The sequence below is a fragment of the Streptomyces sp. NPDC107562 genome, assembly GCF_055657325.1.
In genome coordinates this window covers 81,387-105,964 of sequence record NZ_JBVKBE010000007.1, presented here as the reverse complement: position 1 = coordinate 105,964, position 24,578 = coordinate 81,387, and the positions used below count along the sequence as shown (strand labels likewise).

Annotated in this window: 22 protein-coding genes and 2 tRNA genes; 10 read left to right on the top strand and 14 right to left on the bottom strand. The window is 72.3% G+C overall.

The genetic code is table 11. The features are described 5' to 3' along the window. The first annotated feature begins 49 nt into the window (after positions 1-49). Complete coding sequence (locus tag ACZ7LV_RS20775; RefSeq protein ID WP_401682384.1) at positions 50-625, top strand: TerD family protein; 576 nt, start codon at positions 50-52, stop codon at positions 623-625. Between the two features lie 106 nt (positions 626-731). On the opposite strand, the gene ACZ7LV_RS20770 is transcribed toward ACZ7LV_RS20775, so the two are convergent. Next, positions 732-2,147, bottom strand: coding sequence for a M1 family metallopeptidase (locus tag ACZ7LV_RS20770; protein WP_471941141.1), 1,416 nt, complete (start codon positions 2,145-2,147; stop codon positions 732-734). 38 nt (positions 2,148-2,185) lie between these two features. On the opposite strand from ACZ7LV_RS20770, the gene ACZ7LV_RS20765 reads away from it, so the two are divergent. After that, entirely contained in the window at positions 2,186-2,686 is a 501-nt protein-coding gene (locus tag ACZ7LV_RS20765; RefSeq protein ID WP_471941139.1) for a hypothetical protein, read from the top strand. Positions 2,687-2,731: 45 nt separating this feature from the next. Here the strand turns inward: ACZ7LV_RS20765 and ACZ7LV_RS20760 are convergent, their stop codons facing one another. Next, positions 2,732-3,406 carry a pentapeptide repeat-containing protein gene (locus ACZ7LV_RS20760; RefSeq protein ID WP_471941137.1) on the bottom strand — a complete coding sequence of 225 codons (675 nt, stop codon included), beginning with the start codon at positions 3,404-3,406 and terminating at the stop codon, positions 2,732-2,734. Between the two features lie 189 nt (positions 3,407-3,595). Here ACZ7LV_RS20760 and ACZ7LV_RS20755 point away from each other — a divergent pair, with 189 nt between their 5' ends. From ACZ7LV_RS20755 to ACZ7LV_RS20745, 3 genes are all read left to right on the top strand, one after another. After that, positions 3,596-4,765, top strand: coding sequence for an FAD-dependent oxidoreductase (locus ACZ7LV_RS20755; RefSeq protein WP_471941136.1), 1,170 nt, complete (start codon positions 3,596-3,598; stop codon positions 4,763-4,765). A gap of 47 nt (positions 4,766-4,812) precedes the next feature. Next, positions 4,813-5,784: a zinc-binding dehydrogenase gene (locus ACZ7LV_RS20750; protein ID WP_471941134.1), complete on the top strand. Its 972-nt coding sequence runs from the start codon at positions 4,813-4,815 to the stop codon at positions 5,782-5,784. 64 nt (positions 5,785-5,848) lie between these two features. Beyond that, a complete protein-coding gene (locus tag ACZ7LV_RS20745) occupies positions 5,849-7,351 on the top strand; it encodes an MFS transporter (RefSeq protein ID WP_471941133.1) in 1,503 nt (500 codons plus the stop codon). A gap of 7 nt (positions 7,352-7,358) precedes the next feature. Here ACZ7LV_RS20745 and ACZ7LV_RS20740 read toward each other — a convergent pair whose 3' ends face one another. Together ACZ7LV_RS20740 and ACZ7LV_RS20735 are read right to left on the bottom strand one after the other, a co-directional pair. After that, positions 7,359-7,841, bottom strand: a complete 483-nt coding sequence (locus ACZ7LV_RS20740; RefSeq protein ID WP_471941131.1) for a GNAT family N-acetyltransferase — start codon at positions 7,839-7,841, stop codon at positions 7,359-7,361. Between the two features lie 63 nt (positions 7,842-7,904). Continuing rightward, a complete protein-coding gene (locus tag ACZ7LV_RS20735; protein WP_471941483.1) occupies positions 7,905-8,750 on the bottom strand; it encodes an aminoglycoside phosphotransferase family protein in 846 nt (281 codons plus the stop codon). 188 nt (positions 8,751-8,938) lie between these two features. Between ACZ7LV_RS20735 and ACZ7LV_RS20730 the strand changes: the two genes are divergently transcribed. Continuing rightward, positions 8,939-10,345, top strand: coding sequence for an NAD(P)/FAD-dependent oxidoreductase (locus ACZ7LV_RS20730; protein ID WP_471941130.1), 1,407 nt, complete (start codon positions 8,939-8,941; stop codon positions 10,343-10,345). A 276-nt stretch (positions 10,346-10,621) separates the two neighbouring features. Here the strand turns inward: ACZ7LV_RS20730 and ACZ7LV_RS20725 are convergent. Then, positions 10,622-10,695: transfer RNA gene (locus ACZ7LV_RS20725), tRNA-Trp, on the bottom strand. Positions 10,696-10,942: 247 nt separating this feature from the next. Next, positions 10,943-11,016, bottom strand: a tRNA-Thr gene (locus ACZ7LV_RS20720). A 216-nt stretch (positions 11,017-11,232) separates the two neighbouring features. Here ACZ7LV_RS20720 and ACZ7LV_RS20715 point away from each other — a divergent pair. From ACZ7LV_RS20715 to ACZ7LV_RS20705, 3 genes are all read left to right on the top strand, one after another. After that, positions 11,233-12,321 (top strand): ABC transporter ATP-binding protein, encoded by a 1,089-nt coding sequence (locus tag ACZ7LV_RS20715; RefSeq protein WP_471941128.1) that lies wholly within the window; start codon positions 11,233-11,235, stop codon positions 12,319-12,321. 246 nt (positions 12,322-12,567) lie between these two features. Next, positions 12,568-13,023: a hypothetical protein gene (locus ACZ7LV_RS20710; RefSeq protein ID WP_471941127.1), complete on the top strand. Its 456-nt coding sequence runs from the start codon at positions 12,568-12,570 to the stop codon at positions 13,021-13,023. Between the two features lie 647 nt (positions 13,024-13,670). Next, positions 13,671-14,402, top strand: coding sequence for a nucleotidyltransferase family protein (locus ACZ7LV_RS20705; RefSeq protein ID WP_471941125.1), 732 nt, complete (start codon positions 13,671-13,673; stop codon positions 14,400-14,402). A 106-nt stretch (positions 14,403-14,508) separates the two neighbouring features. Here the strand turns inward: ACZ7LV_RS20705 and ACZ7LV_RS20700 are convergent, their stop codons facing one another. From ACZ7LV_RS20700 to ACZ7LV_RS20675, 6 genes are all read right to left on the bottom strand, one after another. Then, complete coding sequence (locus tag ACZ7LV_RS20700; RefSeq protein ID WP_471941124.1) at positions 14,509-16,281, bottom strand: DoxX family membrane protein; 1,773 nt, start codon at positions 16,279-16,281, stop codon at positions 14,509-14,511. Between the two features lie 118 nt (positions 16,282-16,399). Then, complete coding sequence (gene rlmB / locus ACZ7LV_RS20695; protein WP_471941122.1) at positions 16,400-17,341, bottom strand: 23S rRNA (guanosine(2251)-2'-O)-methyltransferase RlmB; 942 nt, start codon at positions 17,339-17,341, stop codon at positions 16,400-16,402. A 92-nt stretch (positions 17,342-17,433) separates the two neighbouring features. After that, positions 17,434-18,834, bottom strand: coding sequence for a cysteine--tRNA ligase (gene cysS, locus ACZ7LV_RS20690; RefSeq protein ID WP_471941121.1), 1,401 nt, complete (start codon positions 18,832-18,834; stop codon positions 17,434-17,436). Positions 18,835-18,920: 86 nt separating this feature from the next. Further along, a complete protein-coding gene (ispF, locus tag ACZ7LV_RS20685) occupies positions 18,921-19,412 on the bottom strand; it encodes a 2-C-methyl-D-erythritol 2,4-cyclodiphosphate synthase (RefSeq protein ID WP_471941120.1) in 492 nt (163 codons plus the stop codon). Next, positions 19,402-20,154 (bottom strand): 2-C-methyl-D-erythritol 4-phosphate cytidylyltransferase, encoded by a 753-nt coding sequence (ispD, locus tag ACZ7LV_RS20680; RefSeq protein ID WP_471941118.1) that lies wholly within the window; start codon positions 20,152-20,154, stop codon positions 19,402-19,404. Before ispD ends, ispF begins: the two co-directional genes overlap by 11 nt. A gap of 376 nt (positions 20,155-20,530) precedes the next feature. Further along, the gene (locus ACZ7LV_RS20675; protein WP_003953493.1) at positions 20,531-21,013 is read right to left on the bottom strand and encodes a CarD family transcriptional regulator; all 483 of its coding nucleotides are present in this window, start codon (positions 21,011-21,013) and stop codon (positions 20,531-20,533) included. Between the two features lie 584 nt (positions 21,014-21,597). Between ACZ7LV_RS20675 and ACZ7LV_RS20670 the strand changes: the two genes are divergently transcribed. Beyond that, positions 21,598-22,320, top strand: coding sequence for a copper chaperone PCu(A)C domain-containing protein (locus ACZ7LV_RS20670; RefSeq protein ID WP_471941117.1), 723 nt, complete (start codon positions 21,598-21,600; stop codon positions 22,318-22,320). A gap of 95 nt (positions 22,321-22,415) precedes the next feature. Here ACZ7LV_RS20670 and phoP read toward each other — a convergent pair whose 3' ends face one another. Together phoP and phoR are read right to left on the bottom strand one after the other, a co-directional pair. Further along, entirely contained in the window at positions 22,416-23,087 is a 672-nt protein-coding gene (gene phoP, locus ACZ7LV_RS20665; RefSeq protein WP_471941482.1) for a two-component system response regulator PhoP, read from the bottom strand. A gap of 5 nt (positions 23,088-23,092) precedes the next feature. Beyond that, the gene (gene phoR / locus ACZ7LV_RS20660; protein WP_401682433.1) at positions 23,093-24,358 is read right to left on the bottom strand and encodes a two-component system sensor histidine kinase PhoR; all 1,266 of its coding nucleotides are present in this window, start codon (positions 24,356-24,358) and stop codon (positions 23,093-23,095) included. Between the last annotated feature and the right edge of the window lie 220 nt (positions 24,359-24,578).

The window sequence follows — 24,578 nt, the reverse complement described above, 5'->3', positions numbered from 1 at the left end:
CAGCAACGGCACCGCATAGCGCACGCTTCGAGGGAAGGAACTCCCGACCATGGCTGTAAGCCTGTCCAAGGGTGGCAACGTCTCGCTCACCAAGGAGGCTCCGGGCCTGACCGCCGTCACCGTGGGCCTCGGCTGGGACGTCCGGAGCACCACCGGTACCGACTTCGACCTCGACGCGTCCGCGATCGCGGTCAACGCGCAGGGCAAGGTCTTCTCGGACCAGCACTTCGTCTTCTTCAACAACAAGCAGACGCCGGACCAGACGATCGTCCACACCGGTGACAACCGCACGGGCGAGGGCGCGGGCGACGACGAGCAGATCAACGTCAACCTGGCCGGCCTCCCCGCCGACATCGACAAGATCGTCTTCCCGGTCTCGATCTACGACGCGGAGACCCGCTCGCAGAACTTCGGCCAGGTCCGCAACGCCTACATCCGCATCATCAACCAGGCCGGCGACACGGAGATCGCCCGCTACGACCTCTCCGAGGACGCGGCCACCGAGACCGCCATGGTCTTCGGCGAGCTCTACCGCAACGGCGCCGAGTGGAAGTTCCGCGCCGTGGGCCAGGGCTACGCCTCGGGCCTGGTCGGCATCGCCCAGGACTTCGGTGTGAACGTCTGAGCGACGGTCACCCCCACCGCCTGACCACCGGGCCCCCCGGCGACCGCGCCGGGGGGCCCGGGGCGTGTCCGACGGTGTGACCGCGAAGGGCCCGCCCCCCTCGGCCTCAGCGCGGCCCCGGCTTCGGCTTCCCCTCCCCGTACAGCCAGTCCGCCCAGACGCGGTCGAAGTCCTTGTCCGGCGCCCGATCCTCGACGTAGCGCCTGAAGTCCTCCGTGCTCGCGTTCCCATGGCGGTGGGCGGCGGCCCAGCCACGCAGCAGGGCACCGAACGCGGCGTCGTCGTCGAGGGTCCGGCGGATCTCGTGGAGGACCATCGCGCCGCGGTCGTAGACCGGGCGGCCGGAGATGTGCTCGGCGCCGGGCGGACGCGCGGGCGGGAAGAGCCAGACGGCCGCGTTCTCCTCGGGGGTGGCGTAGCGCGTGCCGGCGTAGAGCTCGTCGAAGGTGTGCTGGGCGGTGTCACCGCCGTGGTCCTCCGCCCACAGCCACTCCGCGTACGTCGCGAAGGCCTCGTTGAGCCACATGTCCCGCCAGGACTTCGGGGTGACGGAGTTGCCGTACCACTGGTGGGCGATCTCGTGGACGAGGAGCGGGACGTCCGGGGTGCCGGGGAAGAAGGGGCGGGTCTGGGTCTCCAGGGCGTAGGCGGCGTCCCCGGGGCGGGCAACGATCGCACCGGCGGAGGCGAACGGGTACGGGCCGAAGCGGTCCTGCGACCAGGCCAGCACCTCGGGCAGGCGCGCCAGGACCGCACGGCTCGCGGCGGCCTCGGCCGGGTCGACCGCCGTGTGCACCGGCAGGCCGTCCGGGGTCGCCGTGCGGCTGACGTCGTAGCGGCCGACGGCGAGGGTGGTGAGGTAGCTCGCCATGGGCCGGCCCATGTGCCAGCGGGCGGTCGTGCGGCCGCCGGTGGTGCTCTCGCCCCTCGGCTCACCGTTGGAGATCGCTCGCAGCCCCTTCGGGACGGTGGCCTCGATGTCGTACGTCGCCTTGTCCGAGGGGTGGTGGTTGCCCGGGTACCACGCCATCGACCCGACCGGCTCGCCCAGCGCCAGCGCGCCGCCCGCCGTGGGCAGCCAGCCCTCCTGCGAGCTGTCCGGGTCGGTGATCGTGACCGGGGTGCCGGAGTAGCGGACCGCGACGCGGAAGGTGCGGCCCTCGGCGAGGTCGTCGGGCGGGCGGACGGTCAGTTCCTGCCCGGCGCGGTTCCAGCGAGCGGCGGCGCCGTCGACGGTGACCTTCTCCACCCGCAGTCCCCGCAGATCGAGGTTGAAGGCGGAGAGGTCCTGGGTCGCGCGGGCCGTGATCGTCGTCCGGGCGGCGAGGTGACGGGTGCCGGGCGTGTAGGACAGGGCCAGGTCGTAGTGGCTGACGTCGTAGCCGCCGTTGCCGGCCTTCGGGAAGTACGGATCGCGCAGGCCCGCGCCGCCCGGGGTGGCGCCCTCGACGCCGCCGCTCGCGCACGCGGTCAGGGCGAGCGCGAGGACGACGGCGGGGACAACCGGTGCGAAACGGGACACGTCATTGATCCTACGAGTGGCGTGACACCATCACGTACGTGCTCGACATCGGCTACGCCCTCTCCAACCGCTTCCCGGACCCGCCCCAGACCGACTACCGCCGCGCTGACGTGCACGCCCTGCGGCACGACCTGTTCTGCGGTGACGTCTATCTCGCCGAGACCACGTCGGACCGGGAGCTGTCCACAGCCTGGGGATGGGTGCCGGTGCTCGACTTCGCGTGGGCCCTATGCGACATCGTCGAGCAGCTCGACCGCGACCCGGCCGGCTCCCGCGCCTCCCGCCCCCAGCACGCGGAGCTGGACTTCACCGAGTCCACCGACCGTCTGCTCTTCGAGCGCCGCTTCGGCTGGGTCGACGTCGAGGCCGACTGGCAGCCGGCCGACGAGCCGCCACTGAGCTTCTCCCATGCCGAACTCCGACGTGAGGCACGCGACTTCCTGCACGATCTGGTCGCCGACCTGTGCGATCTGCATGAGGACCTGGCGGAGAACCCGGCGATCTGGTCGCTGCAGGCGAAGTTCCCCCGGGTGCCGTGACACGGGCGGGCGCGGACCGTCACCTCGCGGGCCTCGTCCCGGGCCTCATCCCGCCTCGACCCTGATCCCGAGCGCCCCCGCCAGCACGGGCGCCAGCTCCACCAGCTGGCCCGGGCTGATCACCGCGCCCGACAGCCGGTCCACGCCCCGCGTGATCTCCAGCGGCGCCGCCCCGCGCAGGTCCACGTCGACCAGGGTCGCCGTGCCGAAGTCGGCACCCTTCAGGGCGCAGTCGGCGAACTCGACCCGCTCCAGCGAGGCACCCCCGAAGTCCGGCTCCACGAGGACGCATCCCTCGAAGACCACGTCCTTCAGCCTGGCCCCCCGGAAGTTCAGGAAGTCGAGCTTGCCGCCGCGGACCAGCACCCGCTCCCACACCCCGCCGTGCAGTTGCGTGCCGCCGAGGCGGGCGTCGCGCAGCTCGACGTCGCGCAGGGTGGCCTCCGCCAGGTTCGTCCCCACACCACGGGGCGCGGTCAGGACCGAGTCCAAAAAGCGCGCCCGGTGCAGTCGCGTCTCGTCCAGCGCGCACCCGGTCAGCGCGCAGTCCATGAAGCGGGCGCCCCCGCCGTCCTGGCCACCGAGCTCCGCGTCCCGGAACTCCAGCCCGTCGTAGTCCCCGTCCGCCTCCAGGCCACCCCCCTCGTATGCCGCCAGCGCCGGCAGCCGCAGCTCCGGTCGCCGTGCCGCCTTCACGCCGCCCGACGCTCGCCTCACCATGCCCACCATCCTGCACCCCGCCACCGACAATCGCCCTGACCTGCAAAGACGCACCCCTAAAGGTAACGAGGGGGCCCGCACCTCGCGGAAGTAGCACCTGTGTTTCTGCCCCGATGTCACATTCCGGGCCCGGCATCGCGTCGTACTCCCGGAAACCGGAAGGCGAAGCCCAGCAAGGGAGAGCGACCCATGCCCCACCTCACCGTCGTCGGCGGCGGCTTCGCCGGTCTCACCGCCGCCATCGCCGCCGCCGAAGCAGGCGCCGAGGTCACCGTCCACGAGTCCCACCACACCCTCGGCGGCCGGGCCCGCACGGCGCAGGGCCCGTACCGGACGAACGAGGGTCCGCACGCCCTCTACGACGGCGGTCCGCACTGGAGCTGGCTCGCGCGGCGGGACCTGATCGGTCCCCTCGCTCCCCTCCCGCCGCTGGAGGCCACCCGGCTGCGGCTGCGCCACCGGGGCGCCCTGCGTCGGGTCCCGCCCCTGGCCATGCTGAAGCTGCTGCGCCGCCCCGCCCGGCGGGCCCCCGTCGACGTCGACTTCCTGACCTGGGCCACCCAGCAGGTGGGCGAGGAGGGGGCGCGGGCCGCCGCGCACTTCACGGCCGTCGCCCTCTTCCACCACGACCCCGGCGCCCTGTCCGCCGCGTTCGTGCAGGAACGGCTGCGCCGTTCCACCGCGTTGCCGCCCGAGGCGCACTATCCGCGCGGCGGCTGGGCGAGCGTCGTCGACCGGATGGCCGCCCACGCCTGGAATCTCGGCGTCCGCATCGAGACCCTGTCCCGCGTCGACACCCTCCCCACCGACGCGCCGGTGATCGTCGCCACCTCGCTCGACGCCGCCCGCCACCTCCTCGGCGACGCCTCGCTGACCTGGCCGAGCGGTCGCACGGCCCTCATCGACCTCGCCGTGCGCACCCGGCGCGGCGACCCGTTCGTCCTGAGCGACCTCGACGCCACCGGCTGGCTCGAACGCTTCACCGCGCAGGACCGCACCCTCGCCCCCGCCGGCGAGCAACTCGTCCAGGGCCAGATCCCGATCGCCCCGCACGAGTCCCGTGCCGTCGGCATCGCCCGCGCCGAGCAGTTGCTCGACCTCGGCTACGACGGCTGGCGCGACCGTGTCACCTGGCGGCGCGAGGCGATCGCGGCCGGCCGTACCGGCGCCGTCGACCTGCCCGGAACCACCTGGCGCGACCGGCCCGCCGTGGACCGCGGCGACGGCGTGTACCTGGCGGGCGACCAGGTCGCCGCGCCCGGCGTCCTGTCGGAGGTGTCCTTCAACAGCGCGCTGACCGCCGTGTCCCTGGCCCTCGGACAGCACGGCCCGCGCTCTCTTGACCTCAAGCGCGCTTGAGGTTGAACAGTGGCGGGACCAGCCGGCCACCAGTCACGGGGGACCCCATGCACGCCATCCGCCTCCACGCCTTCGGCCCCGCCGAGCACCTCACCGTCGAGGAGGTCGACGATCCCGTACCCGCCCCCGGCCAGGTCCGCGTCGCCGTCGCCGCCGCCGGCGTCCACCTGCTCGACGCGGCGATCCGCGCGGGCCACTCCGGACCCGGCCCCGCGCCCGTCCTGCCGACCGTCCCCGGCCGCGAGGTCGCCGGAGTGGTCGAGTCGCTCGGCGAGGGCACCGACGAGGCCTGGCTCGGCAGACGGGTCGTCGCCCACCTGGGCTTCGCCCCCGGCGGCTACGCCGAGCTCGCCGTCACCGACGCCGCACGCCTGCACGAGATCCCCGCCCGTCTCGGCTTCGCCGAGGCCGTCGCGATGATCGGCACGGGGCGTACCGCGATGGGCATCGTGCAGTTCGCCGAACCGGGGCCGGATGACGTGGTCGTGATCCCGGCCGCCGCCGGCGGTCTGGGCACCCTCCTCGTGCAGTACGCCAAGAACGCCGGGGCCACCGTCGTCGGCCTGGCCGGCGGTCCGGAGAAGACGGAGCGGGTCGCCGCGAACGGCGCCGATCTCGCCGTCGACTACCGGGACCCCGCCTGGCCGGAGAAGGTCAGGGCCTACGAGGGCGAGGTCACGATCGTCTACGACGGGGTCGGCGGGGACGCCGCCCGCACCGCCGTCGGTCTGCTCGCCCCCGGCGGCACGCACGTCGTCTTCGGCTGGTCCGCCGAGGGCATCGCCGACGGCGGGCCGCTGATCGTGGAGGGGGTCACCGTGCAGGTCCTGGGCCCGCCAATGCTGGAGAAGGCAGGCGGTCCGAACCCGATGCGCACCCTGGAGCTGCGGTCGCTCGCCGAGGCCGCCGCGGGCCGGCTGGTCCCGGCGGTCCACCGCTTCCCGCTCGCCGAGGCCGCGGCCGCGCACCGGGCGCTGGAGAGGCGCGGCACGACCGGCAAGGTGGTCCTGGAACCGTAAAGACCTGACCGGGTGGGGCGTGGCATCACGGGAGGTACGCCCCTGTTCATGGTCTTCTGTCCGAATGACCGCGCCTAGGACCGGAGACTCCAGGGCTTCCGCCGATGCCGACCCCCACCGCTGGTGGGGGCTGGTGGTGATCGCCCTCGCCCAGCTGATGGTCGTCCTCGACTCGACGATCGTGAACATCGCGCTGCCGTCGGCCCAGGACGAGCTCGGCATGTCCGACGGCAACCGCCAGTGGGTGATCACCGCTTACACCCTCGCCTTCGGCGGTCTGCTGCTGCTCGGCGGCCGGATCTCCGACCTCATCGGCCGCAGGCGCACGTTCGCCATCGGCCTGATCGGCTTCGCCGCCGCCTCCGCCCTGGGCGGCGCCGCCGTCACCCCGGGGATGCTGTTCGGCGCCCGCGCCCTCCAGGGCGCCTTCGCGGCCGTGCTCGCGCCGTCCGCGCTGAGCCTGCTCGCCACGACGTTCACCGATCCCAAGGAACGCGGCAAGGCCTTCGGCATCTTCGGCGCCCTGGCCGGCAGCGGCTCCGCCATGGGCTTCATCGTGGGCGGGCTGCTGACCGAGTACCTCAACTGGCGCTGGTGCCTGTACGTCAACACCCCCATCGCGCTGCTCGCGCTGCTCGGCGCCTTCACCGTCCTGCGCGACCGGCCCGGTCGGCCGGGCGCCCGCCTCGACGTGCCCGGCGTGCTGCTCGGCTGCGGCGGACTGGTCGCGCTGGTCTACGGCTTCAGCGAAGCCGAGTCGCACGGCTGGGCCCACCTGTCGGTCCTCGGGCTGCTCGCGGCGGGGGTCGCGCTGCTCGCCGCGTTCGTGTGGTGGCAGACCCGGGCGCCGTTGCCGTTGCTCCCGCTGCACATCGTCCGGGACCGCAACCGTGCGGGCTGCTATCTGACGATGATGCTGGCCATCATGGGGATGTTCGGCCTGTTCCTCTTCATGACCTACTACTTCCAGGTCGTCCTCGGCTACTCGCCGGCGTGGAGCGGCCTCGCCTTCGTCCCCATCACCGCCGCGACCGTCATCGGCTCCACCCAGATCGCGGGCCGCCTGCTCCAGCACGTCCCGCCCCGCACCATGATGGCCCCCGGCATGTTCCTGTCCGCCTGCGGCATGGTGCTGCTCACCCAGCTCACCGTGGACTCCTCCTACGTCGTCGACATCCTGCCCGGCCTGATCCTGGTCGGCCTCGGCATGGGCCTGACGTACATGCCGGTGTTCGCCACGGTGACGTCCGGCGTCGCCCCGCAGGACTCGGGCGTCACCTCGGCGACCCTCAACACCTCGCAGCAGGTGGGCGGTTCCATCGGTACGGCGCTGCTGAACACGATCGCCAACACCAGCACCGCCGCCTTCCTCACCGCCCATCTCACCCGGTCCGCCGACCCCGCGGAGGTGGCCCGCGAGGCCGTCGTCCACGGCTACACGGTCGCGCTGTGGTGCGCCGCCGGCCTCATGCTCATGGCGGGCCTGGTCACGGCCCTGATGGTGACGGCCCGAGCCCCGAAGCACGCGGCCCCGGCGCAGGCACCGGTCCCGGAGACGGCCCGCTGACGCCGGCTCAGGCCGCTTTCGACCCCAGCGCGGCCAGCGCCCCGTCGGTCAGCCGGTACACCGTCCACTCGTCCTGCGGACGCGCGCCCAGGGCCTCGTAGAAGTCGATCGCGGGGCGGTTCCAGTTCAGGACCGACCACTCCAGGCGCTGGTAGCCGCGCTCACCGCAGATCCGCGCCAGTTCCCGCAGCAGCGCCTTGCCGTGACCGCCGCCCCGCGCGCCCGGGCGTACGTAGAGGTCCTCCAGGTAGATGCCGTGCACTCCGCGCCACGTGGAGAAGTTGAGGAACCAGAGCGCGAAGCCGACCGCCTCGCCGGTGGTGTCGTCGGCCGCGATGTGCGCGTACGCGGCGGGGCGCTCACCGAAGAGCGCCTCGCGCAGCTGTTCCTGCGTCGCCTTCGCCTCCTGGGGCTCCTTCTCGTACGCGGCGAGCTCGCGCACCAGGGCGTGGATGACGGGGATGTCGTCGGGTGTGGCGGTACGGATCATGCCCGCAGGCTAACCACCCGGGCGCGCCGCGCGGTCCCGGCCCCGGGCCTGACCGGCACACCCTCAAGCGCGGTCCCGCAGCCGGCGCGCGATCTCCAGTTGCTCGGCCTGCACCGGGCGGCCGTCCTCGATCTCCCACAGGGTGTTCTGCAGCACGCGCGCGAGGGTCCACGCGCGGGCACGCGCGCGCTCCAGCCCGAGCACGTCCGTCATGGCGTCGAACCGTCGGCGGACCTCCTGCGCATCGAAGCGGTCGGCGAGCGCGGGCATCAGGTCGAAGCCGGGGTCGCCGGCGAGGGGCTTGGGGTCGATGGCGAGCCAGGGGGCGCGCTCGGAGGCAAGGACGTTCTCGAAATGCAGGTCCCAGTGCAGGAGCCGGTCCCCCGGCTCGTGCGCCACCTCGCGTACGGCGGCGGCGCAGTCGGCGATCAGACGGCGCGCCCCCGGGTCGGGGATGTGTTCCAGCGCCCGCGGCGTCCGCTCCAGCATCCCGCGCGCGATGTCGCCGAGCCGGCGCATGCCCTCGGGGGCCGGCCCGCAGGACAGACGGGCCAGCAGCCGGGCGACGACCAGCACGGCCGCCCGGGAGTCGGGCAGGTGGGACAGCATCCGGGTGGGGTCGAGGCGTTCGAGGAGCATCGTGCCCGTCTCCGGGTCGTGGTCCAGCAGCCGTACCGCGCCGTCCCCGTCCCAGACGCGCAGCGCGACCGGCTCGCCCGCGCTCTCCTCGTCGAGCAGTTGCAACTTCAGCACCGCGCGCGTGCCGTCCGCGCGGACGACCGGCAGGACCAGCGCGCTCACGCCGTGCATCGCAGGGCCGTCGATCCGCAGCTGCCAGCGGTCCAGGAAGTCCGCCGCCAGCCGGGGCAGTCCGGCGACGAAGGCGGAGCCCTCCTCGCCGTTGTACATCGCCTGGGACGCGGCCAGTTCCTCGGGCACATCGATCACGGGACAGACCCTACGGACGGACGCCTCCCGCCTCGACCCGATATCGCGACGGACCGGTCCGGAGGCGCGTGTTCCGCCGGGTGGTCCGGCCCCGAGATCGACGGAATCCGAAGGAGACAGGCCCCGTGCCCAGCGGTAACGTCCCGGCCATGAGCAGCTCGGCAGGCAGTACCGTCAACGGCGGCGTCTCCTTCTGGTACGCCCAGGAGGGCTTCCCCGCCCCGCGGGAACCCCTCGGCGGTGACGCCTCCGCGGACGTCGTGATCGTCGGCGGCGGGTACACGGGGCTGTGGACGGCGTACTACCTGAAGAAGGCCGCGCCCTTCCTCCGCGTCACCGTCCTGGAGCAGAAGTTCTGCGGCTACGGCGCCTCCGGCCGCAACGGCGGCTGGCTCTACAACGGCGTCGCGGGCCGCGACCGGTACGCGCGCGTGCACGGCCACGAGGCAGCCGTACGCCTTCAGCGAGCCATGAACGACACCGTCGACGAGGTCATCAGGGCCGCCGGTGAGGAGGGCATCGAGGCCGACGTCCACAAGGGCGGCGTCCTCGAAGTCGCCCGCACACCCGCCCAGCTGGCCCGCCTGAAGGCGTTCCACGCGCACGAGCTGACGTACGGCGAGAAGGACCGCGAGCTGTACGACGCCCGCCGGACCGCCGAGCGGATCAGGGTGGCGGGCGCGGTCGGCTCGTCCTGGACGCCGCACGGGGCCCGCATCCACCCCGTGAAGCTGGTGACCGGCCTCGCACGCGCCGTGGAGGCCCTCGGGGTGACCCTGCACGAGTCGACGCCGGTCACGGAGATCCGCCCCCAGCACGCGGTCACCCCGTACGGCACGGTCCGCGCCCCCTACGTGCTGCGCTGCACCGAGGGCTTCACGGCGTCCCTGAAGGGCCAGCGGCGCACCTGGCTGCCCATGAACTCCTCCATGGTCGCGACCGAGCCGCTCACCCCGCGACAGTGGGAGGCGATCGGCTGGGACGGCCGCGAGACCCTCGGCGACATGGCCCACGCCTACATGTACGCCCAGCGCACCGCCGACGGCCGGATCGCGCTCGGCGGCCGCGGGGTGCCGTACCGGTTCGGCTCCCGCACCGACAACGACGGCCGCACCCAGGAGGCCACCGTCGTGGCGCTGCGCGAGATCCTGGAGGGCTTCTTCCCGGCGCTGACCGGCGTCCGCATCGAGCACGCCTGGTCCGGCGTCCTCGGCGTACCCCGCGACTGGTGCGCCACGGTCACCCTGGACCGCGCCACGGGCCTCGGCTGGGCCGGCGGCTACGTCGGCTCGGGGGTCGCCACCGCCAACCTCGCGGCCCGCACCCTGCGCGACCTGGTCCAGCTCGACTCCGGCCAGGGCACCCGTACCGACCTGACGGACCTGCCCTGGGTCAACCACAAGGTCCGCAAGTGGGAACCGGAACCCCTGCGCTGGCTCGGCGTCCACGGCATGTACACCACCTACCGCACCGCCGACCGCCGCGAACTCACCACCCACACCCCGGAGTCGTCCCGCCTGGCCCACCTGGCGAACCGGGTGGCGGGCCGCCACTGAACGACCAAGGGCACGGCGCGCGAACCCGGTTGACGTCGGGCTGATACGACAGCCGTCCAGGCCGGCGACCGACCACGGCTCGGCCGTCGGCAGAATGCGGCCATGGACGCTGGACAACCCTGGAGCGGCACCGCTGAAGAAGCTCAATGACTTGGTCAAGCGCCGCTGCCAGGGTCCCTGAGCACCAGTGGGGAAGACCGCGTATGCGGACCGCGGCTGGCGAGACGCTGACGTGTGAGTTCTCGGGCTTCTCGCCTCTATTAGCTTCCGTCAAGGGGGGGACGACCGGATTCGAACCGGCGTCCTCGCGGTTCTGGAGACCGCTCGCGTCGACCGCTGCGCTACGTCCCGCCCTTGGGGGCGATCGTAGGGGCTGACGGATCTGCTGCGATCACGCCCAAGGCATTCGGACAGTTCCAATACCCGACGCCACCATTACACGTGACTTCGGACACGCAGCGCGAGGCCGTCAATCATATGGATCGTCTGCTCAGGCGCCGTGTCGATCGTGAGTGACCGCCCCGGTCGATGTCACCCGCAGACGCCGAACGCCCCGGACCGATCGCCGGCCGGGGCGTTTGTGCTGCTCAGGAAGAGAGCCCCCTGTCGGATTCGAACCGACGACCTTCGCTTTACAAGAGCGGCGCTCTGACCAGCTGAGCTAAGGAGGCCTGCACGCGCGCGTGGCGGCGTGCCCGAGCAGTGTACCCAGCTCCCACCCCCGCCCCGTCGAAAATTTCCGCGAAGTTCACAGGGGCTGGACTACTGACAGAACAGGTGAACGCGGGGTACGGTCCTGACGCAGTTCACTCACGTGGACTAAACCACCACCTTCCTACAACGGATCGTCCGGCACGTTCCTGCCGGTAGAAGGGGGCCCATTCACCATGGCCACTGTTTCGTTCGACAAGGCGACCCGTATCTACCCGGGTTCCACCAAGCCCGCCGTCGACGCCCTCGACATCGAGATCGAGGACGGGGAGTTCCTCGTCCTGGTCGGTCCGTCCGGTTGCGGCAAGTCCACCTCCCTGCGGATGCTGGCCGGCCTGGAGGACGTGAACTCCGGCGCCATCCGCATCGGCGACCGCGACGTCACGCACCTGCCGCCGAAGGACCGGGACATCGCCATGGTGTTCCAGAACTACGCGCTCTACCCGCACATGACCGTCGCCGACAACATGGGCTTCGCGCTCAAGATCGCCGGCGTCAACAAGGCGGAGATCCGGCAGAAGGTCGAAGAGGCCGCGAAGATCCTCGACCTCACCGAGTACCTGGACCGCAAGCCGAAGGCCCTCTCCGGCGGTCAGCGCCAGCGTGTCGCCATGGGCCGCGCGATCGTGCGTGAGCCGCAGGTCTTCCTCATGGACGAGCCGCTGTCCAACCTGGACGCCAAGCTCCGCGTCTCCACCCGTACGCAGATCGCCTCGCTGCAGCGCCGCCTCGGCATCACCACGGTCTACGTCACCCACGACCAGGTCGAGGCCATGACCATGGGCGACCGGGTGGCCGTGCTCAAGGACGGTCTGCTCCAGCAGGTCGACTCCCCGCGCAACATGTACGACCGCCCGGCGAACCTCTTCGTCGCCGGCTTCATCGGCTCCCCCGCGATGAACCTCGTCGAGGTGCCGATCGCGGACGGCGGTGTGAAGTTCGGCAAGAGCGTGGTGCCGGTCGACCGGGACGCGCTCTCGGCCACCACCGACAAGACGGTCACCGTCGGCGTCCGCCCCGAGCACTTCGACGTGGCCGGCGCGGAGGCCGAGCAGGGCCTCGCGATCACCGTGAACGTGGTCGAGGAGCTCGGCGCCGACGCGTACGTCTACGGCACCGCCCAGCTCGGCGACAACTCCAAGGACCTGGTGGTCCGCGTCAACGGCCGTGACGTCCCGGAGAAGGGCAGCACGCTGCACGTCGTGCCGCGCTCCGGCGAGACCCACGTCTTCTCGACCTCGACGGGTGAGCGTCTCTCCGACTGAGCCGCCCGCCGGCCCGTCCGGCCGGACCGTCCGACGAAACACCCAACCCGGGTAATTCACCCAGGTTGACGAATGGGGCCCCGCAGCCTGGCCGCGGGGCCCTTTTCCGTGTCGACAAATACCCCGGCACACTGGGCCATTTCGAGCAATGTGCGTCAACCCGGCACCCGCAAGAAGCCGCCACTTCGTCACCCGTACCGGTGACCAAATGTCGCCAAATCATTACCGGGCGCTACCCTCACTCGCGTGAAGCACTCCACCACCTCACAGATGCGACGCGGCCAGGGCCCCGCCCGCCGGATCGGCCGTTCCCTCGCCCTCGTTCTGCCCGTCGTCCTGGTGCTCTCCGGGACTCTCGCGGTCACGCGGGTCAACTGGTCGGGAGACCCCGAGAGCTCGGTGCTCACCGCAGCGGACGTCTCGGCCTCCGGCCCCCACGGCCGCACCGCGCCCCGTGCCCCGCACGAGGTGCTGCGCGACCAGCTCCTCACCGAGCTCCAGGAGACCGACCCGGGCACCGCCCTCACCCACCTCCAGCAGGCGGTGGACGAGCGTCCCTCGCTGGCCCGCCACTGCACCTCGATCGCCCGCGCCCTCGGACGCGCCGCGGTCCGCATCTACGGCCCCACGCGCGCCCAGTCCTACTCCCGCCCCGTCTGCGACACCTCGTTCGCCTCGGGCGTCCTGGCGGCCCACGGCTGACCCCCTCGGCACCGGAAGCCACGTGAGCCCCGCCCCGGCCCCCACGGGCCGCAGGCGGGGCCCACGCCCCGTCCAGCACGCGCACACGAGCCGCGCCGCCCCGAGACGAGCCCCTCCGGGCAGGGGACCCGTCCCGCCGCCTGCCTGACCCAAGCACCGGCGTCGGCCCCGTACCGCCGTGGGCCTGACCCAAGCACCAGCGTCGACCCCCGTACCGCCGTGGGCCTGACCCATGCACCAGCGTCGGCCCCCGTCCCGCCGCCGTGACGCCCCGCGGGCCGTCACGCGCCGGCACCGGCTCGCGCACCGGCATCGGCCGCCGCGCCCCACCCCGCCCCGCCGCGCCCCATCACGCCCCACCACGGCCCGCCCCGCCCCACCACGTCTCGCCGCGCCCCACCCGGCCCGCCGCGCCCCATCACGCCCCACCACGGCCCGCCCCGCCCCACCACGGCCCGCCCCCACTCCTCAGCGAGCCGCTCCGGCCAGGCACCCCCACCAGAAGCCCCGACAGCCCGCCCCAGCCGCTCCCCGCCCCACCCAACGGGCCCCGCCCGCACCGGGCCGGGTGAACGCCCGCAGCCACCCCACCCCCGCCCACCAGGCCCGCCGGATCACCGGCCCCGGTGCCGCGTACAGTGCCGGGCATGACCGATCCGAACGCCGCCTCCCGCCCCGTCCAGGCCGTGATCCTGGCCGGAGGCCAGGGCTCCCGGTTGCGCCCGTACACCGACGACCGTCCCAAGCCGATGGTCGAGATCCCCGGCACGGGCACACCGATCATCGGCCACCAGCTGACCTGGCTCGCCGAGGAGGGCGTCACCGACGTCGTGGTCAGCTGCGGCCACCTCGCCGAGGTGCTGGAGGAGTGGCTGGACGCCGCCGACCTGCCGGTCCGTGTCACGACCGTCGTCGAGACGGAGCCCCTCGGCCGCGGCGGCGGCCTCAAGTACGCCGCCTCCCACCTTCCCCACCCCGATCGCGCCTGGTACGCCACCAACGGCGACATCTGGACCCGCTTCTCGCTGCGCGACATGGCGGACTTCCACACGGAGCGGGACGCCATAGCGACCCTCGCGCTGGCCCGCCCCCGCATCCCCTGGGGCGCGGTGCAGACGGACGGCTTCGGCCACATCACGGACTTCATCGAGGCCCCTCCGACGACCTACGAGGTCAACGCGGGCGTCTACGTCTTCTCGCCGGAGTTCGCAGGCCTGCTCCCGGAGCGCGGCGACCACGAGCGCACCACGTTCCCGCACCTGGCCCGCGAGCACCGCCTGGCCGGCTTCCCGCTCCCCCAGGGCTCGTACTGGCGCGCCATCGACACCGCGAAGGACCTCACCGAGGCCGCGAAGGAACTGGCCGCGCTGGGCCGTTGAGAGCCGCTCCGCCGAAGTCCCTCTCGCGGCAGACCGGTTACGCCGACGGGGCCCCGCGCCTCACGCGCGGGACCCCGTACTCGTGGCGTCGGCCGTGCCGGACGGCCTAGCCCAACAGCCCTCCGACCAGCCCCGGCTGACCGGACGTCGACTCGCCGCCGCCCCCGGACCCCGTACCGCCGCCCGTGGAGCCGGATCCGCCGCTCGTCGAACCGTTGCCGCCGCCCCCGGACGTGGGACCGGCGCTGGTGCTCGGCACCTCTTCCACCGGCGCCGACTGCTGCGGTGGCGCCTGCCCCTCCGTCCCCTGCGTCTCGCTCGGCGAGCCACCGGTCTCCGTGCCGGTGTCGCGGGTGGCGTCCGGCGTGGTCGCGGCGCCCGCGGTGGGCGCCGCCGAGGTCGCGCCCTGCGTCGGTGAGCCGGCCGAGGCCGACGGCGTGCTGCTCTGCCGGCGCTCACCGGGCGTGGACGGCAGCGGCGAGCCGGGCAGTTCGTTGCGCGGCGCCTCGCCGGGGCCCGGGACGACCACGCGGTCGGAGTCCCGCACCGCGCCGCCGAGCAGCGAGCCGACCAGCAGCGTGAGTCCGGTGACGACCGCCGTGACGAGGGCGCCCCGGCGCAGGACGTAACGTCGCAGGTCCCAGATGTCGGAGCGGGGCCCGAGCCGGCGCCAGGCCAGTCCGGCCAGCCGCCCGTCGAGGGAGTAGACGGGCGCCCCCGCGATGATCAGCGGTGACCAGGCGGCCAGGTAGATGATGTCGGGCGCGTCGTACACGGGGACGCTCTTCCAGCTGACGGTGACGAGCAGCGCGGCGGAGAGCAGCGCGCCGCCCACCGCGGCGACCCGCTGCCAGCACCCGAGGACCGTCAGCACGCCCACGACGACCTGCGCGAAGGCGATCACGAGCCCGGATCCGACGGGGTGCTGGAGCGCGAACTGGCGCAGCGGCTCGGCGACTTCCCAGGGGTGCAGGGTGTTGAGCCATTTGACCATCGAGCCGCGGTCGCCGCCGTCGAAGTAGACGGGGTCGCAGAGCTTGCCCATGCCGGCGTAGATGGAGATGGCGCCGAGGAAGATGCGCAGCGGCAGCAGGACGACGCCGAGGTTCATCCGGCGTCCGGGGAAGTAGGCGTGCCGCGCGGGATCGTCGGCGTGCCGTCGGGCACGCGACTCGCCGCTCTCGTCCGGCTCGGCGCCGTCCGCGTCGTCCTCGTAGCCGTCGTAGTCCTCGTAGCCGTCGTGACTCTCGGGGCCGTCGTCGAAGCGGTCCCCGGCGTAGGCCGACCGGTCGTACGCGCCCTCGACGGTCCGCATGGCCGGCAGGAGTCGGGTACCGGCGCCGTCATGGGTGGTGCGCTGGGCGCCGTCATGGGTGCGCTGGGCACCGACGACGGGGGTCTCGACGGTCTGGTCGAAGTCGTCGTAGCCGTCGTAACCCTCGTAGCGGCCGTAACCGGGGTCCGTGTCGACGCGCGGGATGACCTGGGTGGCCCCGGTGTCGGCGGACGCTTCCTCCGGGTGCCGGACGCCCGCACCGCGCACGGCCTGCAGCAGGCGGTGGGCGCCGGTGTCGTCGGGAGCGGACCGGCCGCTCCACACGACCGGGCGGCGGCGGGCCTCGCCGACCTGGGTCGCTCTGCCCGTCGTACCGACGACCGGCATGCGGGCGGTGTCCTCGGTGGCGCTCAAGTGCCGTGCGACCCGCGGCGACTGGGTGTGGCGCGAGGAGGCGCCCAACTGCACGCGGAAGCTGGCGTGATTGACGATGATCTGCGCCGGGTCGCTCGGCACCTTCACCATGCTCAGCGCGGGAGCGTCGTCGAATCCCGACGAGCGGTCCCCCGTGGGTGTGCGGGGTGTTCTGGTGTCCACACTCATCTAACCGAGTGACGTCTGTTTAGGACACTGCTTTGACCCGCCGGATGTGTCCGGACCGCGTCAAGCTTGCCCGGACCGCCCGGAACACCCCTTACGGGGGACGGCGCCGAACGGGCGTTCAGACCCGTCGGCGCGCCGCCTCGTACAGCACGATCCCCGCCGCCACACCGGCGTTGAGCGATTCGGCGCCGCCCGGCATCGGGATCCGCACCCGGTGGTCGCAGGTCTCGCCGACCAGCCGCGAGAGGCCCTTGCCCTCGCTGCCGACCACGATGACGACCGGTCCGCCCAGGGCGTCGAGCTCACCGACTTCGACCTCGCCGTCGGCGGCGAGCCCGACCACGACGACGCCCGCCTTCTTGTACGCCTCCAGGGCACGCGTCAGGTTGGTGGCCCGCGCGACCGGCGTCCGGGCGGCCGCGCCGGCCGACGTCTTCCAGGCGCCGGCGGTCATCCCGGCCGCGCGCCGCTCGGGTACGACGACACCGTGGCCCCCGAAGGCGGAGACGGACCGCACGACCGCGCCGAGGTTGCGCGGGTCGGTCACCCCGTCCAGGGCGACGATCAGCGGGTCCTCGCCCTCGTCGGCGGCGGCGTCGGCGAGGTCCTCGGGATGCGCGTACTCGTACGGCGGCACCTGGAGGACGAGGCCCTGGTGGTTGAGGCCGTTCGTCATCCGGTCGAGTTCGGGGCGCGGCGCCTCCATGAGGTTGATGCCGCCGCGCTCGGCCGCGAGCTGGAGCGCCTCGCGCACCCGCTCGTCGCTGTCGATGAACTGCTGGACGTACAGCGTGCTGGCGGGCACGCCCTCGCGCAGTGCCTCGACGACCGGGTTGCGCCCGACGACCAGTTCGGACGTCCCCTTGCCCCCGGCGCGCCGCTGCGGCGGACGCCCCTGCGCGCGCCGCGACTTGGCGGCGGCGGCGCGCTGCTTGGCGTGGCCCTTGCGCATCTCGGCGGGGGGCGTCGGCCCCTTGCCCTCGAGGCCCCGGCGCCGCTTGCCGCCGCTGCCGACCTGCGCGCCCTTCTTGCCGGACATGCGGCGGTTGTTCGCGGCCATGATCTACCCGTCTGTGGTGAGTACGTACGTCTATGAAGTGTGCCGTCCGGATCCGCGGACGGCACACCGTGGTGCCGGCGCCCGGCTGCCGCTCAGCGCGGCCCGAGGCTCCAGCGCGGCCCGTGCGGGCTGTCCTCGATGACGAGCCCGGACTGTCCCAGCTGGTCGCGGATGGCGTCCGCGGTGGCCCAGTCCTTACGGGAGCGGGCCGCCTCACGCTGGTCCAGGACGAGGCGTACGAGGCTGTCGACCACGCCGTGCAGATCCTCGCTGCGGTCGCCCTCGCCCGCCCAGTGCGCGTCGAGCGGGTCCAGACCGAGGACGCCGAGCATGGCGCGCACCTCGGCGAGGCGGGCGACCGCGCTCTCCTTGTCGTCGGCGGCCAGGGCGCTGTTGCCCTGCCGGACCGTGTTGTGCACGACCGCGAGGGCCTGCGGCACGCCCAGGTCGTCGTCCATCGCCTCGGCGAAGGCGGGCGGCACCTCGGTGGCCGGCTCGACCGGACCGCCGGCCAGCTCCACCACGCGCTGCACGAACCCCTCGATCCGCGCGAACGCGGACTCGGCCTCCCGCAAGGCCTCCACGCTGTACTCGATGGTCGAGCGGTAGTGCGGCGTGCCGAGGTAGTAGCGCAGCACGATGGGCCGCCACTGCTTGACCATCTCCGACACCAGCACCGAGTTGCCCAGCGACTTGGACATCTTCTCGCCGCTCATGGTGACCCAGGCGTTGTGCACCCAGAAGGCGGCGAAGTCGTCGCCGAAGGCCTTGGCCTGGGCGATCTCGTTCTCGTGGTGCGGGAAGATCAGGTCCAGGCCGCCGCCGTGGATGTCGAAGGCGCTGCCCAGGTACTTGTGCGCCATGGCCGAGCACTCCAGGTGCCAGCCGGGACGCCCACGGCCCCACGGGGTCTCCCAGTCGGGCTCCCCCGGCTTGGTCGCCTTCCACATGGCGAAGTCGCGCGGGTCGCGCTTGCCGCTGATGCCGTCCTCGGTGGGCTGTCGCATCTCGTCCAGGTCCTGCCGGGACAGCTCCAGGTACGCGGGCCAGGACCGCACGTCGAAGTAGACGCTGCCGTCGGCCTCGTAGGCGTGCCCGCGCTCGATGAGGCCGCGCATCATCTCGACCATCTCGGTGATGTGACCGGTGGCACGCGGCTCGTACGTGGGCGGCAGGCAGCCGAGCGCGCGGTAACCGTCGTCGAACGCGCGCTCGTTCTCGTACCCGATGGACCACCAGGGGCGGTTCTGCTCGTCCGCCTTCTTGATGATCTTGTCGTCGATGTCGGTGACGTTCCTGACGAACGTCACGTCGTACCCGCGGTACTCGAACCAGCGGCGCAGGATGTCGAAGTTGAGCCCGGAGCGGATGTGCCCGATGTGCGGGGCCGCCTGCACGGTGGCACCACACAGGTAGATCGAGACACAACCCGGCGTGAGCGGGGTGAAGTCACGGATCTGCCGGGCGCTGGTGTCGTACAGGCGAATAGTCACCACTCCAGGGTAGTGGGCCGCAGGCCATGCCTCGTGCGCCTTGTGGACAAGGTGCACGCATTCGTGACGTCCCGTTCCCGGTCCCGTCAGCCCGTGCGCACCACCAGCGCGGTGGCCACCGCCATCAGTCCTTCGCCGCGGCCGGGGAAGCCGAGCCCGTCGGTGGTGGCGCCGGAGACGGACACCGGGGCGCCGACCGCCTCGGACAGGACCTTCTGCGCCTCGTCCCGGCGCTTGCCGACCTTCGGCCGGTCCCCGACGACCTGCACCGCCACGTTGCCGATCCGGAAGCCCGCCGCCCGCACGATCCGGGCGGCCTCGGTCAGCAGCGCCACGCCCGACGCGCCGGACCACTGCGGACGCCCCGTGCCGAAGTGCTGCCCGAGGTCACCGAGACCGGCGGCGGAGAACAACGCGTTGCACGCGGCGTGCGCCACGACGTCCGCGTCGGAGTGCCCCGCCAGCCCCGGCCCCTGCCCCTCCCACTTCAGGCCGGCGCACCACAGCTCGCGGCCCTCCTCGAAGGCGTGGATGTCGGTGCCGATGCCGACCTGCGGAAGCGGTGCCTCAGAAGCCATCGTTCAGCCTCCTGCGGGCGAGGACCGCCTCGGCGAGCACCAGGTCCAGCGGCCGGGTGACCTTGAAGGCCTCCTCGTGCCCGGGCACGACCACGACGCGCTCGCCGAGCTGCTCCACCATGCCGGCGTCGTCGGTGACGTCGTTCTTGACGGTCTCGTGCGCCCGCACGAGCGTGGCACGGTCGAAGCCCTGCGGCGTCTGCACGGCGCGCAGCCGCGCCCGCTCCGGCGTGGCGAGCACGGGCTCCGGCTCGCCCGGGGTCGGCGCGGGCTCGACCTCCTTGACGGTGTCCGCCAGCGGCAGCGCCGGCACCACCGCGGGCGCGCCGTCGCGGACGGCCTCGATGACCGCGTCGACGGTGTCGACCGGGACGAGCGGGCGGGCGGCGTCGTGCACCAGCACGATGTCGTAGCCCGGCGGCAGCGCGTCGAGCCCGAGCCTGACCGACTCCTGACGCGACTCGCCGCCGGGGACGACGAGGAAGTCGGTGCGCTCGGGCAGCGCGTGGGCGTCGAGCAGGGACTTGACCTCGGCGGCGCCGTCGGGTGGCGCGACGACGACCACGAGCGACACGGCACGGGAGGCGGCCAGCGCGCGGACGGCGTGGATCAGCATCGGCGTGCCGTTCAGCGCCCGGAGCGCCTTGGGGGCGCCCGGGCCGAGGCGTACACCCCGGCCGGCGGCCGGGATGACCGCGGCGGTACGGACTCCTGCGGGCGAAGGGCGCGAAGCGTCAGACATCGTTTCCTGTCAGGTTTGTGTGCTCGGCCTACGTGGGTATGGCCTGAGCGTGCAAGAGCGCGGGCGCGCACCGCTCGGACCGGACCCTTCCGTGACCCTGGTCGAGCCGGCCGCCCGGGCACGGCACGCACAGTACCGGGGGGAGCCTCCCCGGCGTGGGGCGGTCGTACGGGACGTATGGACAGCCATCCGGCGGTGGGGGCGCGCGGATGGCTGAAATACGACCACGACGACCAAGTGGCCCGAGTACGGCCAGGACGTTCTTCAGTACGGCCAGGATGTTCGGGTACGAACATGCCGCAGCGCCCGGCGACTGGGTGGTGTCATCGGGCACCGCGGCATTTCGATGTGCTGAGCGGGGCGAGCCTGCCTCGCGTCAGGAGGCGAGCACCTCGTCGAGCAGAGCCTCGGCCTTGTCCTCGTTCGTGTTCTCCGCGAGGGCGAGCTCGCTCACCAGGATCTGGCGAGCCTTGGCGAGCATGCGCTTCTCACCGGCGGAGAGTCCACGCTCGCGCTCACGACGCCACAGGTCACGTACGACTTCCGCGACCTTGATGACATCGCCGGAGGCGAGCTTCTCCAGGTTTGCCTTGTATCGACGCGACCAGTTCGTGGGCTCCTCGGCGTACGGCGCGCGCAGCACCTCGAAGACCCGGTCCAGCCCGTCCTGACCGACCACATCACGCACGCCGACGAACTCCGCATTGTCCGCTGGCACACGTACCGTCAGGTCACCCTGGGCGACCTTCAGCACCAAGTAGGTCTTGTCCACGCCTTTGATCTGGCGAGTTTCGATGGCCTCGATCAGCGCGGCCCCGTGATGGGGATAGACCACGGTGTCGCCAACCTTGAACGTCATGTGACAGGTACCCCTTCCGTGGCTATCCAGAGTAACACGGAAACGGCGGCTTCTGAATGGCGTTTTCGCAGGTCAGGGCATATCTCGGGGCTTGACAACTGCAACAGGAACGTGCTTCGGCCAACCGTCGGAACAAGGTATTCGCAGGTCGGAGCGGCTCTCCGGGCCGACTGAAACGTGCACGTCACGTCCGTCCGACGCCCTCGCCGCGCGGCCGAACGTCCCCATATGTCCGGTTCCAAACGCTCGACTTCCGCTACTCCGTTCGGCGCCGGGTGGCCGGTACGAGACGTTTCCAAAATTGATCACGACACTCCCGGAGCGACTCTCCGGTGATCAATTCCTGGGTCGGCCGCGCATTCCTTCACGTAAATTTCGCGAAGGCTTATGTGAATGCCCTACGAGCGCCGGACGCGCCCGAACAGGGAGGCTCTCCGTACGCCCTGCTGAGGGAAGCCGGGCCCTCGCGGGGGAGGGTCGGGTGCGGGCGGCGGGGAACGGCTCGGTAACCTAAGGCCGCTGACAGCCACTTAGGGCGGCTTTACCAGGAAAGCCGCCCCTGCGTTCAAGGAGTTGCCGCCGCCGTGAGCAGCAGCCTTCGACGCGGCGCCCTCGCCGCTTCCGCCATCGCGTTCTCGATCGCCTCGCTCGCCGCCTGCGGCGCCGGCAACAACTCGCAGACCCTGCAGATCGTGCCGGACAACGCGGCCACCAGCGTCGGCGACATCAAGATCCAGAACGCCGTGGTGATCACCCAGGCCGACCGCGAGGCGACCGGCCCCGCCGCCGTCTCCGCCACCGTCTTCAACTCCAGCGACCGCGCCCAGACGCTGGAGTCCATCACCCTCGACGGTGCCCATCAGGTCACACTCTCCCCCGCGTCGGGCAAGGGCCCGCTCAGCATCCCCGCGGGTGGCTCCGTCGTCATCGGCGGCAAGGGCAACGCCTCGGCGGTCCTGCAGAACTCCGAGTCCCTCACCGACGGCGACGCCCACAAGGTCACCTTCGCCTTCAGCGAGACCGGGGACGTGAGCCTGCAGGCGTTCATCGTGCCCGCGGAGGGCTTCTACGCCTCCTGGGGTCCGAGCGGCTCCCCCGCGGCGAGCACGTCGCCGTCCCCCTCCGCGACCGGTGAGGCCGCCGAGGGTGGCGAGACCGGTGCGCCCGGCGAGACCGGCGAGCCGGGTGACGAGGGCGCGACGGGCTCCGCGGAGGGCGCGGCGTCCGACGCCGACGCCGGTACGCCGTCCGACGCCGCGTCCGGATCGGCGTCCGGGTCTCCCGAGGACGACGAGGCCGGCCACTGACCGTCGTATCCGGCTGACCGCGCCCGTACGTACGTACACAGAAGGGCGGGACCTCACGAGGAGGTCCCGCCCTTCAGTGCTGGTGCGTGCGCGGTTTACGGCTCGAACTTGTAGCCGAGACCGCGGACCGTGACCAGGTAGCGCGGCGCGCCCGGGTCCGGCTCGATCTTGGCGCGCAGACGCTTGACGTGGACGTCGAGGGTCTTGGTGTCACCGACGTAGTCGGCACCCCAGACGCGGTCGATGAGCTGCATACGGGTCAGCACCCGGCCCGCGTTGCGCAGCAGCATCTCCAGGAGGTCGAACTCCTTCAGGGGCAGGTCGACCTTGGAGCCGGCGACGGTGACCACGTGGCGGTCGACGTCCATGCGGACGGGACCGGCCTCCAGGGCCGCCGGGGTCACCTCCTCCGGCTCGCCGCGGCGGCGCAGGACGGCCCGGATACGGGCGACCAGCTCGCGCGAGGAGAACGGCTTGGTGACGTAGTCGTCGGCTCCTATTTCCAGCCCGACAACCTTGTCGATCTCGCTGTCCTTGGCGGTCACCATGATGACCGGGACATTGGAACGGCCGCGCAGCTGGCGGCAGACCTCGGTGCCCGGCAGGCCGGGCAGCATCAGGTCGAGGAGGACGAGGTCGGCGCCGTTGCGCTCGAACTCGTCGAGTCCGTCGGGCCCCGTGGTCGCGACGGCGACCTCGAAGCCCTCCTTGCGGAGCATGTACGACAGGGCGTCGGAGAAGGACTCCTCGTCCTCGACGACGAGCACACGGGTCACGGAAGGACCTCCGGGGCGGGAAGCGATGCGTACGGGGGTGTTGCGGGGGACTGGTCGGCGGACTGCCCGGCCTCGTCGTCGAGGGCGGGGTGCTGGTGCGCCCGGTCGCGGGCCAGACCCGCCTCCGGCAGCCGCAGCGTGAAGGTGGAGCCCTGTCCCTCGGAGCTCCACACCGTGACCTCCCCGCCGTGCGAGGCGGCCACGTGCTTGACGATGGCGAGCCCGAGACCCGTGCCACCGGTGGCACGGGAGCGGGCGGGGTCGACGCGGTAGAAGCGCTCGAAGATGCGCTCCTTGTCCTTGTCGGAGATGCCGATGCCCTGATCGGTCACGGCGACCTCGATGGTGTCCCCGCCGGAGCCGCTGACCCGGCGGGCGGCGATGCCGACGCGGGTGCGGGCGGGGGAGTAGTTGACGGCGTTCTCCACCAGGTTGCCGAGGGCGGCGGCCAGCTGGCTGCGGTTGCCCCAGACGTGCAGGTCGGCGGTGCCGCCGGCGGCCATGGTGATCTGCTTGGTGCCCGCCTGGTGCCGGCACCGGTCGACGGCCTCGGCGACCAGCTCGTCCACCCGGACCGGCTCGGCGTCCTCCAGCGGATCGTCGTTCTGGACCCGGGAGAGGTCGATGAGCTCCTGCACCAGGTTGGTCAGCCGGGTCGCCTCGATCTGCATGCGGCCGGCGAAGCGCTCGACGGCCTCCGGGTCGTCCGAGGCGTCCATGACGGCCTCGGAGAGCAGGGAGAGCGCGCCGACCGGCGTCTTGAGCTCGTGGCTGACATTCGCGACGAAGTCCCGCCGCACCGCCTCTATCCTGCGGGCTTCGGTGAGGTCCTCGACCAGCAGCAGCACCAGCCGGGAGCCGAGAGGGGCCACCCGGGCGGAGACGGCGAGCGCCTCGCCGCGGCCGGAGCCGCGCCGGGGCAGGTCCAGCTCGACCTGGCGTATCTCTCCGTCGCGCCGGGTGTCGCGGGCCATCTGGAGCATGGGGTCGACGGCGAGCTTGCCACCGCGCACCAGCCCGAGGGCGTAGGCGGCGGAGCTGGCCTTGACCACCGCGTCGGCCTCGTCGAGGACGACGGCCGAGGAGCGCAGCACGGACAGCACCGTGTCCACGCCGGGGGGCAGCACGGGGTCGGTGTGCAGGGAAGTGCGGGTGGGGCGTTTCAGGTCGCGTTCGCTCCAGCGGAACGCCAGCATGGCGATGACACCGGTGAGCACACCGGCGATCGCTGCCGCTGCGGCGACCGCCGCGTTCACGTCCATGCACCCAGGTTAGGCATGCGCTACCCCTTACCCACAGCCGTCCGAGTGGGACCTCGAACACTCGTCGCCCAGAGTTCACCTTGGAGCCAGTGCTGATTCATTTGGGGTGGCCGAAACGGACGCGTAGGGACCGGAACGTGGGAGCGTGGGGTTCGCACCACCGGTTCACGACGGGGCCCGGGCACGACCGGCGCTGCGTACGGGTATCGGAGCGTACCGG

Bases quoted from the DNA above. Each gene is read 5' to 3' on its own strand.
- ACZ7LV_RS20715 (WP_471941128.1), top strand. From the start codon at position 11,233: ATGGCCACTGTTTCGTTCGACAAGGCGACCCGTATCTACCCGGGTTCC.
- ACZ7LV_RS20750 (WP_471941134.1), top strand. From the start codon at position 4,813: ATGCACGCCATCCGCCTCCACGCCTTCGGCCCCGCCGAGCACCTCACC.
- ACZ7LV_RS20730 (WP_471941130.1), top strand. From the start codon at position 8,939: ATGAGCAGCTCGGCAGGCAGTACCGTCAACGGCGGCGTCTCCTTCTGG.
- ACZ7LV_RS20705 (WP_471941125.1), top strand. From the start codon at position 13,671: ATGACCGATCCGAACGCCGCCTCCCGCCCCGTCCAGGCCGTGATCCTG.
- ispD (WP_471941118.1), bottom strand. From the start codon at position 20,154: ATGTCTGACGCTTCGCGCCCTTCGCCCGCAGGAGTCCGTACCGCCGCG.
- ACZ7LV_RS20675 (WP_003953493.1), bottom strand. From the start codon at position 21,013: ATGACGTTCAAGGTTGGCGACACCGTGGTCTATCCCCATCACGGGGCC.
- ACZ7LV_RS20775 (WP_401682384.1), top strand. From the start codon at position 50: ATGGCTGTAAGCCTGTCCAAGGGTGGCAACGTCTCGCTCACCAAGGAG.
- rlmB (WP_471941122.1), bottom strand. From the start codon at position 17,341: ATGGCCGCGAACAACCGCCGCATGTCCGGCAAGAAGGGCGCGCAGGTC.
- ispF (WP_471941120.1), bottom strand. From the start codon at position 19,412: ATGGCTTCTGAGGCACCGCTTCCGCAGGTCGGCATCGGCACCGACATC.
- ACZ7LV_RS20700 (WP_471941124.1), bottom strand. From the start codon at position 16,281: ATGAGTGTGGACACCAGAACACCCCGCACACCCACGGGGGACCGCTCG.
- ACZ7LV_RS20740 (WP_471941131.1), bottom strand. From the start codon at position 7,841: ATGATCCGTACCGCCACACCCGACGACATCCCCGTCATCCACGCCCTG.
- ACZ7LV_RS20735 (WP_471941483.1), bottom strand. From the start codon at position 8,750: ATGTACAACGGCGAGGAGGGCTCCGCCTTCGTCGCCGGACTGCCCCGG.
- ACZ7LV_RS20745 (WP_471941133.1), top strand. From the start codon at position 5,849: ATGACCGCGCCTAGGACCGGAGACTCCAGGGCTTCCGCCGATGCCGAC.
- phoR (WP_401682433.1), bottom strand. From the start codon at position 24,358: ATGGACGTGAACGCGGCGGTCGCCGCAGCGGCAGCGATCGCCGGTGTG.
- ACZ7LV_RS20760 (WP_471941137.1), bottom strand. From the start codon at position 3,406: ATGGTGAGGCGAGCGTCGGGCGGCGTGAAGGCGGCACGGCGACCGGAG.
- ACZ7LV_RS20755 (WP_471941136.1), top strand. From the start codon at position 3,596: ATGCCCCACCTCACCGTCGTCGGCGGCGGCTTCGCCGGTCTCACCGCC.